This is a genomic window from Chelatococcus sp. XZ-Ab1 (assembly GCF_029309855.1).
In the GTDB taxonomy this organism is placed as follows: domain Bacteria; phylum Pseudomonadota; class Alphaproteobacteria; order Rhizobiales; family Beijerinckiaceae; genus Chelatococcus_A; species Chelatococcus_A sambhunathii.
Genome location: NZ_JARKII010000013.1, coordinates 46,806 through 60,008, shown reverse-complemented (window position 1 = coordinate 60,008; position 13,203 = coordinate 46,806). Strand labels below are relative to the sequence as shown.

The 13,203-nt window shown below is 67.3% G+C and carries 14 protein-coding genes; 5 read left to right on the top strand and 9 right to left on the bottom strand.

Annotated features, from left to right (window positions below; translation table 11 throughout):
* Positions 1–28 precede the first annotated feature (28 nt).
* The 4 genes from P2T65_RS17850 to P2T65_RS17835 form a co-directional block, all read right to left on the bottom strand.
* Positions 29–1,309, bottom strand: coding sequence for a TRAP transporter large permease (locus P2T65_RS17850; RefSeq protein WP_063185233.1), 1,281 nt, complete (start codon positions 1,307–1,309; stop codon positions 29–31).
* On the bottom strand, positions 1,309–1,842 hold the full coding sequence (locus tag P2T65_RS17845) for a TRAP transporter small permease (RefSeq protein ID WP_276200405.1): 534 nt from the start codon (positions 1,840–1,842) through the stop codon (positions 1,309–1,311). Before P2T65_RS17845 ends, P2T65_RS17850 begins: the two co-directional genes overlap by 1 nt.
* Before the next feature lie 317 nt (positions 1,843–2,159).
* A complete protein-coding gene (locus P2T65_RS17840) occupies positions 2,160–3,137 on the bottom strand; it encodes a TRAP transporter substrate-binding protein (RefSeq protein WP_055458022.1) in 978 nt (325 codons plus the stop codon).
* A gap of 118 nt (positions 3,138–3,255) precedes the next feature.
* The gene (locus tag P2T65_RS17835; protein ID WP_063185235.1) at positions 3,256–4,077 is read right to left on the bottom strand and encodes a fumarylacetoacetate hydrolase family protein; all 822 of its coding nucleotides are present in this window, start codon (positions 4,075–4,077) and stop codon (positions 3,256–3,258) included.
* Between the two features lie 197 nt (positions 4,078–4,274).
* Here P2T65_RS17835 and P2T65_RS17830 point away from each other — a divergent pair, with 197 nt between their 5' ends.
* From P2T65_RS17830 to kduD, 3 genes are all read left to right on the top strand, one after another.
* Positions 4,275–4,952, top strand: coding sequence for a GntR family transcriptional regulator (locus tag P2T65_RS17830; protein ID WP_096335324.1), 678 nt, complete (start codon positions 4,275–4,277; stop codon positions 4,950–4,952).
* Positions 4,953–5,016: 64 nt separating this feature from the next.
* Positions 5,017–5,859 (top strand): 5-dehydro-4-deoxy-D-glucuronate isomerase, encoded by an 843-nt coding sequence (kduI, locus tag P2T65_RS17825; RefSeq protein WP_071923926.1) that lies wholly within the window; start codon positions 5,017–5,019, stop codon positions 5,857–5,859.
* 11 nt (positions 5,860–5,870) lie between these two features.
* Entirely contained in the window at positions 5,871–6,659 is a 789-nt protein-coding gene (kduD, locus tag P2T65_RS17820) for a 2-dehydro-3-deoxy-D-gluconate 5-dehydrogenase KduD (protein WP_071923927.1), read from the top strand.
* A 320-nt stretch (positions 6,660–6,979) separates the two neighbouring features.
* On the opposite strand, the gene uxuA is transcribed toward kduD, so the two are convergent.
* The gene (gene uxuA, locus P2T65_RS17815; RefSeq protein ID WP_276200404.1) at positions 6,980–8,164 is read right to left on the bottom strand and encodes a mannonate dehydratase; all 1,185 of its coding nucleotides are present in this window, start codon (positions 8,162–8,164) and stop codon (positions 6,980–6,982) included.
* Positions 8,165–8,333: 169 nt separating this feature from the next.
* Here uxuA and P2T65_RS17810 point away from each other — a divergent pair, with 169 nt between their 5' ends.
* Together P2T65_RS17810 and P2T65_RS17805 are read left to right on the top strand one after the other, a co-directional pair.
* Positions 8,334–8,696, top strand: a complete 363-nt coding sequence (locus P2T65_RS17810) for a hypothetical protein (protein ID WP_276200403.1) — start codon at positions 8,334–8,336, stop codon at positions 8,694–8,696.
* A 198-nt stretch (positions 8,697–8,894) separates the two neighbouring features.
* Positions 8,895–9,176, top strand: a complete 282-nt coding sequence (locus P2T65_RS17805; RefSeq protein ID WP_063185249.1) for a hypothetical protein — start codon at positions 8,895–8,897, stop codon at positions 9,174–9,176.
* 12 nt (positions 9,177–9,188) lie between these two features.
* Here P2T65_RS17805 and P2T65_RS17800 read toward each other — a convergent pair whose 3' ends face one another.
* From P2T65_RS17800 to P2T65_RS17785, 4 genes are all read right to left on the bottom strand, one after another.
* Positions 9,189–9,695 (bottom strand): hypothetical protein, encoded by a 507-nt coding sequence (locus tag P2T65_RS17800; protein ID WP_063185252.1) that lies wholly within the window; start codon positions 9,693–9,695, stop codon positions 9,189–9,191.
* Positions 9,696–9,987: 292 nt separating this feature from the next.
* Entirely contained in the window at positions 9,988–10,773 is a 786-nt protein-coding gene (locus P2T65_RS17795) for an amino acid ABC transporter ATP-binding protein (protein ID WP_186437980.1), read from the bottom strand.
* Positions 10,774–10,785: 12 nt separating this feature from the next.
* Positions 10,786–11,937, bottom strand: coding sequence for an amino acid ABC transporter permease (locus P2T65_RS17790; RefSeq protein ID WP_055458012.1), 1,152 nt, complete (start codon positions 11,935–11,937; stop codon positions 10,786–10,788).
* A 10-nt stretch (positions 11,938–11,947) separates the two neighbouring features.
* Positions 11,948–13,144 (bottom strand): amino acid ABC transporter permease, encoded by a 1,197-nt coding sequence (locus P2T65_RS17785; RefSeq protein ID WP_055458011.1) that lies wholly within the window; start codon positions 13,142–13,144, stop codon positions 11,948–11,950.
* Positions 13,145–13,203: the final 59 nt, after the last annotated feature.

Genomic DNA, 13,203 nt, shown 5'->3' with positions numbered 1-13,203 from the left:
CACACGTTTTCGGACGGTTCTCGCATCGTTACCGGAAGAGGGCCGGCAGCCACAGCGACAGCGACGGCACGTAGGTGACGAGCATCAGCACGGCGAAACACGCCCCGTAGAAGGGCCAGATGGTCCTGACCGCCTGCATGATGCCGATGCGAGCGACGGCGCAACCGACGAAAAGCACGGATCCGACCGGCGGCGTGCACAGGCCGATGCCGAGGTTGAGCACCAGGATGACGCCGAAATGCACCGGGTCCATGCCGAAGGCGGTGACGACCGGCAGGAAGATCGGTGTCGTGATGATGATCAGCGGCGACATGTCCATGAAGCAGCCGAGCACCAGCAGGATGAGGTTGATGAGGAGGAAGATGACGATGGGATTGTCGGACAGCGCACGCATGCCCTCCACCATCGCCGTCGGCACCTGCAGAAGCGCCAGCAGCCAGCCAAAGGAGGCGGCGCTGCCGATGACGAGCAGAACCATCGCCGTGGTGCGCACGGCGCCCAGCGTCGCCTCGACGAAGTCGCGCCAGCCCATCTCGCGATAGACGAGTACCGTGACCGCCACCGCATAGACGACGGCGATGCATGAGCTCTCGGTCGCCGTGAAGACGCCCGAACGCACCCCGCCGAAGATGATGCCGATGAGCAGGATGCCCGGCACCGCCCCGACGAGGATCGGCAGCATGGCGCCCCAGCCCGGGAAGACCCCGGCCGGATAGCCGCGCCACCGGGCAACCACATAGGCGGCCACCATGAGGGCGGCAGCAAGCAGCAGCCCGGGGATGATGCCGGCGGTGAAGAGGTCGGCGATCGAGATGCGCCCGCCCGCCGACATCGAATAGATGATCATGTTGTGCGAGGGCGGGATCATCAGCGCGATGATGGCCGAGGTCACCGTGACGTTGACGCCGTAGTCGGCGGCATAGCCGCGCTCGCGCATCTGCGGGATCATCAGCCCGCCGACCGCCGAGGCGTCAGCAACTGCCGAGCCGGAGACGCCGCCGAAGAGCGTGGAGGCGACGATGTTGACCTGCCCGAGGCCACCGCGCAGGTGGCCGACGAGGGCGGCCGCGAGGCGCACCAGCTTGCCGGCGATGCCGCCGCGCACCATGAGGTCGCCGGCATAGACGAAGAAGGGAATGGCCATCAGCGCAAAGGCGTTGATGCCGGAGTTGAGCCGCTGGAAGACGACGAACGGCGGCATTCCCATGTAAAGCACAGTCGCCAGCGACGCGATGCCGAGGCAGAAGGCCACCGGCGTGCCGAGGACGAGCAGGCCGAAGAACGTGCCGAAGAGGACCCAGAGTTCCATCAGTGCGCCTCCAGATCCGCGGCGGTCTTGGCGGCCACGATGTCTTCGCGCGGGTGGGCGATCATGCCGACGAGCCGCTCGACGGCGAAAAGGGCGATGAGCCCGCCGCCGACGACGAGCGGCAGGTAGTCGATGCCGCCGGGAATTCCCAGCACCGGGATGGTAGCTGACCAGGTCCCGACGACGAGCGTCAAGCCGAACCACGCCATGGCGATGCCGAAGCCCGTGATGGCGACGAGGCTGATGCCGTCCATGAATCGTGCCATCCGGTCAGGCGCGAAGAAGCGCACGATGTCGAGCCCGAGGTGGAAGTTCTCGCGCACCCCCACAGCCGCCCCGAGCAGGATGAACCAGCTCATCAGGAGGAGCGAGATCGGCTCCGTCCAGCTCGGCGTGTCGTTGAGCACGTAGCGGCCGAAGACCTGCCAGGCAACGGCGGCGGTCATGGCCACGAGCCCGGCGGCGGAAAGCCAGAGCGCCACCGTCGACAGGACGCGCAGCAGGCGATGCAGGGATGTCAGGATGGATGTCATGGGCGGTCCGATGGCGGTCCGGTATCTAAAAAGGGGCTTGGGAACGACATTTATGGCTCGTCATGGCCGGGCTTGTCCCGGCCATCCACGATCTTGCCGTTCGTCACAAGCTACGACGTGGGTGCTTGAGACCCCTCTTCGCCCATCATGGCCGGCAATGCGTATACGCATTGCCGTCGCCATCCGCGCCTTCAATCTGCGCGAGCGTCACGGCGTGGATGCCCGCGACGAGCGCGGGCATGACGGTGTGCGGTCGGGGGCCGGCGCTTCCACTCCGTCCGGATCCATGGCCCGGACGGAGTGATCCACCGACGTTGTCACTGCACCGCGCGGATCTTCTCCACCAGCGCCTGCAGCTTGGGATCCTTCACGAAGGAGGCGTAGAAGGGCTTCATCGCTTCCTCGAACGGCTTCTTGTCGATGGTGATCACCTCGACGCCGGCCTGCCGTACGATCTCCTCAGACTTCTTCTCGCGCGCCTGCCAGAGCTCGCGCATCTTGACGACGGACTTCTTCGCCGCGTCGCGGAAGGCGGCCTGATCCTCAGGCGAGAGCTTGTCCCACACCTTCTTCGACATCACCAGCACCTCCGGCGACAGGGAGTGCTCGGTGAGCGTGTAGAACTTCGCCACCTCGAAGTGCTTGGAGCTCTCGAGGCTCGGCCAGTTGTTCTCGGCCCCGTCGATGACGCCCGTCTGCAGCGCCGAATAGACCTCGCCGTAGGGCATCGGCGTCGGATTGCCACCCATGGCCTTGACCATGCCGATGAAGAGGTCGGACTGCTGCACGCGGATCTTGAGCCCCTTCACGTCATCGAGGCTGCGCACCGGCTTCTTCGTCGTGTAGAGGCTGCGTGCGCCGGAATCGTAGAAGGCGAGCCCGACGAGGTCATGCGCCTCGAAAGCCTTCAGGATCTCGTCGCCGATCGGCCCGTCGACAACCTTGTGCATGTGGTCGACCGAACGGAAGAGGAATGGCAGCGACAGCACGCCCGTTTCCGGGATGAGGTTGTTGAACGGCGCCATGTTGACGCGGTTGAGGTCGAGCACGCCGAAGCGCGTCTGCTCGATCGTGTCCTTCTCGCTGCCGAGCTGCTCGGAGACGAAGACCTTGATGTCATACCGCCCGTTAGTGGCCTCCTTGAGCAGGGAGCCCATGTATTTCACGGCCTCGACGGTGGGATAGCCGTCGGGGTGGACGTCCGCCGAACGAAGGACGGTCTGCGCCGACGCGGGCGCGATGGCAAGCGCCGCAGCTGCGAGCGCCGTGCCGATGAGAGTGCCGAATTTAAGCATTCAAGATGCCTCCCTGGAAATGGAACCGGGGCTTTTCGCCCTCGTTTTCTTGGCGGACCCGACAGGCCGCAGCGGCGGCGGTGGCGCGGGGGAGCCCCTGGCGCCGGCCGACCGCGGATCACCCCTCGCCGACGGCGCGGGTAACAGAAAGACGGATGTCGCCGGCCGCGCCGCACGACACGATCGCCTCCATGCCCGGTCGCACCGGATGGATGCCCGTGCTCGCCCCGGTCGAGACGATATCGCCGGTCTTGAGGCCAACGCCTCGCGCGGACAGGCAATTGGCGGCGAAGAGGAGGGCGCCGAGGGGTCCGCCCGGCACCTTCGCTGCACTGCCCTCGCCGACGGTCGCACCGTCAACCACGACACGGGTCGCGAGCGCCTCGAGCGGCGCATCGCGCCAGCCCCTCACCGCCGGCCCGAGGATGACGCCGGCATTGTTGCCGAAGCCGCTGATAATGGCAGCCGGCCCGAGATCGTTGATGACGGCGAGCGGATTGCTGGCAACCTCCACGGCGAGGAAGAGGTCGTCCACCGCTTGCGTCACGTCGTCGAGGCCGTAGGGCGCATCGCGCGCCGGCAGGTCGGCGCCGAGACGGACCGCGAACTCGGCCTCGATGGCCGCAAAGCCGCCCTCGATCACCGGCGCGGCCACCGCTTCCCCTCTCGCCTCGACCAGCGTGCCGGCGAAGACCGGGCCGACGAGTCGCTCCGCGCCGCCGTAGGCCGGGCGAAGGTCCGGATGGATGAGCGCGACCTTCCAGCCCACGACGGGTGCGCCCCATTGGCGGATCGCTTCGTCTTGAACGGCATAGGCCCCATCAACGGAAGCGGGCAGCGGACCGGGAAAGGAATCGAGCGCCACTGCCGCGCGACGGGCCGCCACGAAGCGCTTTGCGATTTCGGCGGAACCTGCAGGCGAGCGCCCGAGATCCTGCATGTCTCCTCCCCTTCCCCCTACCGGTATTGCCCGGCCATCTTGTCATTCCAGATTGCGCCCCTGGCAGTGAATGTCGACCGCCGCGGCGTCCTCCGCAATCGTATATTTGTGTATGGTAGTATGCTCTGCTATATGGAGCAACAGCCATTTGAACCGTTTCAAACATAATTTGAACCGTTTGAATAGGGTCGAAAACCGTGCGAGCAGAATCGCAGACCACTTTCGAATCGGCGGCGCGACGCGTCGAGCGCGAGTTGCGGCGAGCCATCATCACGCTTGCCATAGCCCCCGGAACACGCCTGTCGGAGGTGGAGATCGCCCAGCGCTGGGGCGTCTCGCGCCAGCCGGTGCGCGAGGCGCTCATCGCGCTTGCGAGGTCACGCCTGGTCGAGACGCTGCCCCAGCGCGGCACTGTCGTTGCCCTTCTCTCCGTACGCCAGATGATGGAGGCGCGCTTTGTGCGCGAAGCGGTGGAGGCGGCCGTCGTCCGCCGCGCCTGCGAGGGCTTTTCCTCCCAGAGCCGCCAGCGCATCGACGACCTGCTCGACCTGCAGGAGAAGGCGGCCGAGCGCGGCGACCATACAGCCTTCCAGCGCACGGACGAACTGTTCCATCTGGCCCTCGTCGAGGGCACGGGCAGCATCCTTGCCTGGCAGGCAATCGAGGACCTCAAGGCTCACATGGACAGGGTCTGCTATCTCACCCTGCCCGGCACCGAGGCGATGCGCCCGCTCGTCACCCAACATCGCGCCATCATGACCGCCATCGACGCGCGCGACGCCGACGCTGCCGAGAAGGCCATGCGCTACCACCTCAACGAGATCCTGCGCGCTCTCCCGCGCGTAGAGGCCGACCACCCTCACCTCTTCGAGTGAGCCGGCGGCGGCGCCATCCATCCGCAACCACGAGGCCCAACCCATGCCCGCCCAAGGAACCACCATGTCCATCGAGACCCGCTACGCCATCCACTGGCGCGAGGCGGAGACCTTCGACACGGAAGCGCTGCGCGAGAATTTCCTCGTGCCCGGCCTGCTCGTGCCCGGCGCGCTCAACGTCACCTACACCCATTACGACCGGCTGATGCTCGCCGGCGCCGTACCGCTCGGCGAGCCTCTCGCCTTCACCGAGGCCCATGCACGGCTCGTCGGCAGCGAGCATCATCTCGCCCGCCGCGAGCTCGGCCTCGTCAACATCGGCGGCCCCGGCCGCATCACGGCCGACGGCACAACCTTCGACCTCGGCTTCCAGGACGCGCTCTATCTCGGCTCCGGCACCGCCGACGTGACCTTCGCCAGCGTCGATCCGGCCAATCCGGCCAAGTTCTACATCAACACGGCCCCGGCCCACGCGCGCCATCCCGCCCGGCACATCACCAAGGAGGCGGCGAAGGCCGTCCCGCTCGGCAGCCAGGAGACCGCCAACAAGCGCACCATCTTCCAGTACCTGCATCCGGACGTGCTGCCGACCTGCCAGCTCGTCATGGGCCTCACCCGCCTTGAGAGCGGCAGCGTCTGGAACACGATGCCGGCCCACACCCACGACCGGCGCATGGAGGCCTATCTCTATTTCGAGCTGCCGGAGAACGCCTTCACGGTGCACCTGATGGGCCGGCCCGAGGCGACGCGCCATCTCGTCGTGCGCAACGAAGAGGCCATCGTCTCCCCGCCCTGGTCGATCCACTGCGGCGCCGGCACCACGAGCTATGCCTTCATCTGGAGCATGGCCGGCGACAACCAGGCCTTCACCGACATGGACATGATCGCCATGCAGGACCTGCGCTGAGGAGCCGGCCCATGACGACCACGACCAGCACTGCGCCGGCTTTCGCCAGCCTCTTCGACCTCTCCGGCAAGGTCGCCCTCGTCACCGGCGCGCGCACCGGCCTCGGCAAGGCGCTGGCCGAGGCGCTCGCCAGTGCCGGGGCGGACGTCGTCGGCCTCGGCTCGCGCCCCATGCCGGAAACGGCCCGTGCCGTCGCCGCGCAGGGCTGCAGCTTCCACGAGGTCGTGTGCGACCTCGAGAAGCCGCAGGACTTCCCTGCCCTCGTCGCCGACATCGTCGCAAGGGCCGGTCGCGTCGACATCCTCGTCAACAACGCCGGCATCATTCGCCGCGAGAACGTGCTCGACTATACGGAGGCGGACTGGGACGCGGTGATGACCGTGAACCTCAAGAGCCTCTTCCAGCTCTCGCAGGCGGTCGGGCGGCACATGGTGGCGAGCGGCCGGCCGGGCCGCATCGTCAACATCGCCTCGCTCCTCTCCTTCCAAGGCGGCATCCGCGTGCCGGCCTACACGGCGGCGAAGCACGGCGTCGCCGGCCTCACCAAGCTCATGGCGAACGAGCTGGCGCCGAAGGGCATCACCGTCAACGCCATCGCCCCCGGCTATATGGAGACGGACAACACGGCGGCCCTCAGGGCGGATCCCGAGCGCACACGTCAACTCATGGATCGCATCCCTGCCGGCCGGTGGGGCGCGCCGCAGGACCTCGCCACCGCCGTCCTCTTCTTCGCCGCCCCGGCAAGCGGCTACGTCACCGGCACGGTGCTGCCGGTCGACGGCGGCTGGATGGCGCGGTGACGGCATACGGATAGCCATCGCGGCCGAAGCCTCCCCGCACCGCCGAAGCCCGCGGACGCGAGCGACGCCTCCCCCCCCCCCGTCATGGCCGGGCTTGTCCCGGCCATCCATGCCTTTTGCGCTCCTGCCAGCGTCGCCGCATGGATGCCCGCGACAGGCGCGGGCATGACGGCGGGGGACTTGCGCTGCGCGGCCTGTCGCGCAGGCGGCCGATCAGGCGCGGGGCATGACGACTGGGGCGTTGCACTCCGTGGCTTCGTCTTGCCAAACGACGGCCATGGACGAGCGCGGCCATGCCCCCGGCGATGGCCGACGCCCCCTTACGCCCTGCCCTGCACCCGCTGCAGCGCCATCATCGCGCCGCGCAGTTCGGCGAGGCCGCGCAGGCGGCCGATGCAGGAATAGCCGGGGTTCGTCTTCTTGCCGACATCGTCGAGCATGAGGTGGCCGTGGTCCGGCCGCATGGGGATGACGGCATCCGCCCGCCCCTCGGCACGGCGGCGCGCCTCCTCGTCGAGGAGCGCCCCGATGACACCGATCATGTCGGACGAGCCGGCGAGATGGTCGTCCTCGAAGAAGGAGCCGTCGTCCTCGCGCTTCACGTTGCGCAGGTGGGCGAAGTGGATGCGCGGGCCGAATTCGCGCACCATGGCGACGAGGTCGTTGTCCGCCCGCGCGCCGTAAGATCCGACGCAGAAGGTCAGCCCGTTCGCCGGCGTGTCCGCCGCGGCCAGGACGGCACGGGCGTCCTCTGCCGTGGAGACGACGCGCGGAAGGCCGAAGAGCGAGAACGGCGGATCGTCCGGATGGATGCACAGGCGCGCGCCGACCTCCTCCGCCACCGGCGCCACCTCCTGCAGGAAGGCAACGAGATTGGCGCGCAACTCGGCCGGGCCGATGCCGTCATAGGCGGAGAGCAGCTTGCGCATGCCCGCGCGGTCGTGAGTAAAATCCGAGCCCGGCAGGCCGGCGATGATGTTGCGCTCGAGCGCGTCCTTGTCGGCCTCGCTCATGGCGGCGACGCGGGCGCGGGCCGCCGAGAGGATGGCCTCGGGATAGCTCGCCTCGGCGCCCTGACGCTCCAGGATGAAGACGTCGTAAGCGGCGAAATCCACCATGTCGAAGCGCAGGGCAAAGCTGCCGTCGGCGACCTGCCACATCAGGTTGGTGCGCGTCCAGTCCACCACTGGCATGAAGTTGTAGCAGATGGTGGTGACGCCGCCGGCGGCGCAAGCGCGCAGCGAGGCGATCCAGTTGTCGATGTAGCGCCGGAAGTTGCCCGAGCGGGTCTTGATGTCGTCGTGGACCGGGATGCTCTCGACGACGGACCAGGTGAGTCCCGCCTGCTCGATCAAGGCGCGCCGCTCCGCGACGGCCTCGACGGTCCAGGACTCGCCGCTGGTGATCTGGTGCAACGCGCTGACGATCCCGGTGGCACCGGTCTGGCGCACATCGGCCAAGGTTACCGGATCCTGTGGGCCGAACCACCGCCAAGTCTGTTCCATCACAGCCCCTCGCTCATCGGGCGCAGCGCGCCCATCGCATTCTCACTGCGGCGTCTTATATCGATTTAGCTGGCTGCGCGAAGCCCCCTACAGCCACTGTCCACTTTGCGGCCCGCGATGCCGCGCGCTATAGCGAAGCCGAAATGGCAGGAGAAGGGTTGCACGGACGGTGAAGGAGCGCTCCCAGGCACCGCTGACATTGCTGGCGCTGCTCGCAGGCATCCTCTTCCTTGCCTTGCAGGGCGGGCGGCCGCTTGTGCCGCCGTCTCCCGACATCGTCGTCACGGCACAGGCCGTCGCCACCGGCGGCAATCTCTCGCCGGCCGCCCTCCACGATGTTCTTACCCCGCGCGGCGGAAGCAGCCAGCCGTTCGCCGGTCCCTCCGACCCGCCGGCACCGCTGACGCTCCATGCGACTGCCGCGGCCGCGCCCGAAGCCGCTCCGCGATGCACATTCGGCCAGCCGGCAGCCTGGCCGGCGCGCTCCCATGCTCCCTGCGCCCGTCCGCAGACGGGCCCGCCCGCGGCGTGAACCGGCGGCGCGGTTCGCCGCGCCGGTTTCACGCAGTCGGCCATGCCGGCTGGAGCTTGCCTCGCCGCCTGTCGGGCGGCTGACGAGGTCACATCCATGTATTCTTCGACCCATTCTGCGGCCGCTGCCGGCTGCTTGCGCGCGGCTGCGTGCGTGCCCCACCCCGCCACCGTTCTGCCATTGCCGCGGAGGTGAGCGATGTCCGTCCAGTTTGCCAGGAAGGGCCTCGCCCGCGCGACCGCCGTGAGCGCGGTCATTCTCGTCGGCACCGAGATCCTCGGTGTCGCGGTCGCCACCGGCTGGGCCATCGGTGGCCTCATGGAACTTGGCGACGTCGCAACCCTGATGCTGACGTTCCTGCTCGCCGCCGGCGGGGTTGCCGTCCTCGCGAAGTTCACCCGCCGGGTGATCGACGTCGAGCTGAAAGGCCATTCCGTCGAGATCCTCGACCGGCAACCGGCCGAGGACCGGAGCCCCTGAGGCTCGGGACGCTCACCGCGCCGGCGCGTCCTCGACGAGCCGGCGGCCGGCGCTGAACAGCACCGCGAGCGTCATCACCGCCTCGAGCATGAACCACGGTCCCGCCAGCCTGTCGAAGCCGACGGAGGCGACCTCGCTGGTGCGCAGCCACCACAGCTGCGCGCCGCAGGGGCAGACACCCTGGAAGGTGGCGAGCACTGTCATGCGCGCCGCCCAGATGACCTGCACCAGCATCAGCGCGCCGAGACCGAGGAGCAGCCGCCTGTGCCGGCGCTCGACCTCCGCCTGCGCCAGCGCGAACCAGCCGACCACGAAGAAAGGCATGGACACGAAGGCGCCGACGCTCAGCGCCTCTGTCCAGCATTGGCTGCAGGCCGTGATGATGGTCGAGAGGATGCCGCTCGCCGCACCCACAACGAAGGCTGCCGCGGCGACGAAAACGCCCCTGCGCCCGAGAATGAAGGAAATCGCGAAGGCAACCGCAAGGGCGGCAGCGATCAGCAACACGAGGCGCAACATGCTCTTCCCCCCAAAGGCCGTCGGGCGGACCGCCCGGCCCGCCCGATGGTTTTCATACGCTGTTGCACTGTCAATGAGGATGCAAGGCGACACGAGTGATGCCTGCGCCCGTCACGCCGGCTCGTTGCAGGGCATGCACGCCTCGAAACGCCTGCAAGGTCAAAGGCGTGGGCGGCCGGGACGGACCCGGCCATGACGCGGCAAACGTAGCGAGTCGCTCCGCAGGTCCCCGCACTCCGTCAGCCGGCAGCCCGGGAAGCGGCCCGGCCGGCAGGCTCTCAAGGGCCCGTCCTCAGTGCAGGATCTGGCTGAGGAAGAGCTTGGTGCGCTCGTGCTGCGGATTCTTGAAGAACTCGTTGGGCGTGTTCATCTCGACGATCTGTCCCGCATCCATGAAGATGACGCGGTTCGCCACCTGCCGCGCAAAGCCCATCTCGTGGGTGACGACGAGCATGGTCATGCCCTCTTCCGCGAGCGTGACCATGGTATCGAGCACCTCCTTGACCATCTCCGGGTCGAGCGCCGAGGTCGGCTCGTCGAACAGCATGATCTTCGGGCTCATGCACAGCGAGCGCGCGATGGCGACGCGCTGCTGCTGCCCGCCCGAGAGCTGGCCCGGATATTTGTTGGCCTGCTCGGGGATCTTGACGCGGGTGAGATAGTGCATCGCGATCTCTTCCGCGTCCTTCTTCGGCATCTTGCGCACCCAGATCGGCGCCAGCGTGCAATTCTCGAGGATGGTGAGGTGCGGGAACAGGTTGAAGTGCTGGAACACCATGCCGACGTCGCGCCGGATCTCGTCGATCCGCTTCAGGTCGTTGGTCAGTTCCACGCCATCGACGATGATCTTGCCCTGCTGGTGCTCCTCAAGCCGATTGATGCAGCGGATCATGGTCGACTTGCCCGAACCCGATGGACCGCACACGACGATGCGCTCGCCGCGCGTCACCTTGAGATTGATGTCGCGCAGCACATGGAACTCGCCGTACCACTTGTGCACGCCAATCATCTCGACCGCGGTCTCGGTCTTCAGCGAAACGGGCTTGAGCTGGGCCGGACGGTCCGTTGCGGTTGCCATTGCCATCGTTTCTTACCTCTTTTGTCCAGCCGCGAGCCGGCGTTCCACCGCCAGCGAATAGCGCGACATGCCGTAGCAGCAGATGAAATAGAAAAGCCCCGCGAAGGCGTAACCGGTGAGCCGTGTCACGGGCGTCGCCCAGGTCGGGTCGACGAGCGTCACCTCGACGGTCTTGATGAGGTCGAAGATGCCGACGATGGACACCAGCGTCGTATCCTTGAACAGGCCGATGAAGGTGTTGACGATGCCGGGGATGACGATGCGCAGCGCCTGCGGCAGGATGATGAGGCGCATCATCCGCCAGTAGCCGAGCCCGAGCGACATCGCCCCCTCGTACTGGCCCTTGGGGATCGCCTGCAGCCCGCCGCGCACCACCTCGGCCATGTAGGCGGAGGCGAAGAGCGCGACGCCCACCAGCGGCCGCAGCAGCCTGTCGGGCGACATGTTGCCCGGCAGGAAGAGCGGCAGCATCGTGTTGGCCATGAACAGCACGGTGATCAGCGGTACGCCGCGCACGACCTCGATGAAGATGACGCTGGCGAGCCTGACGAGCGGCAGGCGCGAGCGCCGGCCGAGAGCGAGCAGCACGCCGAGCGGCAGCGACACGACGATGCCGACGATGGAGACGACGAGCGTCACGAGGATGCCGCCCCACAGCGAGGTATCGACCCGCTCGAGGCCGACGGCCGTCGAGCCGCGCAGCAGGATGAAGGCGACCACAGGGAAGATGACGAAGAAGTAGAGAGCCCCGAGGTTGCGCTTCGGCGCATCGAGCCACAGCAACCAAGCGATGCCGATGGCGCCGAGCACGAAGACGATGTCGACGCGCCAGCGCTCGTCCCACGGATAGGATCCGTAGACGAAATAGCTGAACTTGGCGTCCACATAGGCCCAGCAGGCCCCCACCTCTCGGCCGACGCTGGCCGCGAGGCACGCCTCGCGGTCGCTGCCCGTCCATACCGCATCGAGGAAGAAGAAGCGGATCGCCGGGGGCACGACGAGATAGATGATGTAAAGCGCGATCAGCGTCAGGATGGTGTTGCCGACGGACGAGAACAGGTTCTCGCGCACCCAGGCGACCCAGCCACGCGCCATCAGCGGCGGCGGCTGTTCAGCGATGGGAGTGCCACGGACGTAGGCGACGGGTTCGGTCGTGATGGCCATCGTCACCTCCTCATCGTTCGACGATCGCCGCACGGCGGTTGTAGATGTTCATCACCAGCGAGGTGATGAGGCTGATGGCGAGATAGACCGCCATGGTGATCGCGATCACCTCGACCGCCTGCCCCGTCTGGTTGAGCACGGTGCCCATGAAGACCTGCGCGAGGTCCGGATAGCCGATGGCCACTGCCAGGGACGAGTTCTTGGTGAGGTTGAGATACTGGCTGGTCAGCGGCGGCACGATGACGCGCATCGCCTGCGGGATGACGACGAGCCTGAGCGTCGGCCCCTCGCGCAGGCCGAGCGCGTGCGCCGCCTCGGTCTGCCCGCGCGATACGGCAAGGATGCCAGCACGCACGATCTCGGCGATGAACGCAGCCGTATAGGTCGACAAGCCGACGAGCAGCGCCACGAACTCGGGAAAGATCTGCACCCCGCCCGCAAAATTGAAGCCGCGCAGTTCGGGATAGCTGAGGGCGATAGGCCGCCCGGCGAGCAGGAACACGAGGAGCGGCAGGCCCACGATGAGCGCCAGCGCCACGGTGCCGACGGGCGCCTGCTGTCCCGTCATCTCTTGGCGTCGCCTTGCCCAGCGCCGAAAGATGAAGGCGCCGACGATGCCCGCGACGGCTGCGCCGATGACGAGGCCGGCCCCGGGCTCGAGCAGCGGCTGCGGCGCGAAGAGGCCGCGGTTGTTGAGGAAAATGCCGCTCCCCACCTCGTAAGACTGGCGCGGATTGGGCAGCGCCTTCAGCACCGCGTTGTACCAGATGAACAGCTGCAGCAGCAGCGGCACGTTGCGGATCGCCTCGACATAGACCTTGGCGAGTTTCGCGACGATCCAGTTGGACGACAGGCGCGCGACGCCCACGATGAAGCCAAGGATCGTGGCCAGCACGATGCCGATGGCGGCGACCAGCAGCGTGTTGAGCAGGCCGACGATGAAGGCGTCGCCATAGGTCGAACCGCCCGAGCTGCTGAAGGGAATGAGCGTCTGATTGACGTCGAAACCCGCCGTCGTCGACAGGAAGTCGAACCCCGAGGCGATCCTCGCCCTGCGCAGGTTCTCGATGGCATTGGTCGTCGCCTCGTAGATAAGCAGGGCGAGAATGGCGACGAGGATCACTTGATAGGCAATGCCGCGCACCCTGGGGTCGTTGATCAGACTCGTGCGCGGACTTGTGCTTTGGGTAACGTCGGTCACTGACATGCCTCCCGACACGGGAACGTGCGGAACGCTCCCGTCTTGGCAACTACATTGCGGCCGAC

What these genes read in the sequence shown, in the direction of transcription:
- P2T65_RS17840 (WP_055458022.1), bottom strand. Translation starts at nt 3,137, where the DNA reads ATGCTTAAATTCGGCACTCTCATCGGCACGGCGCTCGCAGCTGCGGCG.
- kduD (WP_071923927.1), top strand. Translation starts at nt 5,871, where the DNA reads ATGACGACCACGACCAGCACTGCGCCGGCTTTCGCCAGCCTCTTCGAC.
- P2T65_RS17790 (WP_055458012.1), bottom strand. Translation starts at nt 11,937, where the DNA reads ATGGCCATCACGACCGAACCCGTCGCCTACGTCCGTGGCACTCCCATC.
- uxuA (WP_276200404.1), bottom strand. Translation starts at nt 8,164, where the DNA reads ATGGAACAGACTTGGCGGTGGTTCGGCCCACAGGATCCGGTAACCTTG.
- kduI (WP_071923926.1), top strand. Translation starts at nt 5,017, where the DNA reads ATGTCCATCGAGACCCGCTACGCCATCCACTGGCGCGAGGCGGAGACC.
- P2T65_RS17845 (WP_276200405.1), bottom strand. Translation starts at nt 1,842, where the DNA reads ATGACATCCATCCTGACATCCCTGCATCGCCTGCTGCGCGTCCTGTCG.
- P2T65_RS17835 (WP_063185235.1), bottom strand. Translation starts at nt 4,077, where the DNA reads ATGCAGGATCTCGGGCGCTCGCCTGCAGGTTCCGCCGAAATCGCAAAG.
- P2T65_RS17805 (WP_063185249.1), top strand. Translation starts at nt 8,895, where the DNA reads ATGTCCGTCCAGTTTGCCAGGAAGGGCCTCGCCCGCGCGACCGCCGTG.
- P2T65_RS17800 (WP_063185252.1), bottom strand. Translation starts at nt 9,695, where the DNA reads ATGTTGCGCCTCGTGTTGCTGATCGCTGCCGCCCTTGCGGTTGCCTTC.
- P2T65_RS17785 (WP_055458011.1), bottom strand. Translation starts at nt 13,144, where the DNA reads ATGTCAGTGACCGACGTTACCCAAAGCACAAGTCCGCGCACGAGTCTG.
- P2T65_RS17795 (WP_186437980.1), bottom strand. Translation starts at nt 10,773, where the DNA reads ATGGCAACCGCAACGGACCGTCCGGCCCAGCTCAAGCCCGTTTCGCTG.
- P2T65_RS17850 (WP_063185233.1), bottom strand. Translation starts at nt 1,309, where the DNA reads ATGGAACTCTGGGTCCTCTTCGGCACGTTCTTCGGCCTGCTCGTCCTC.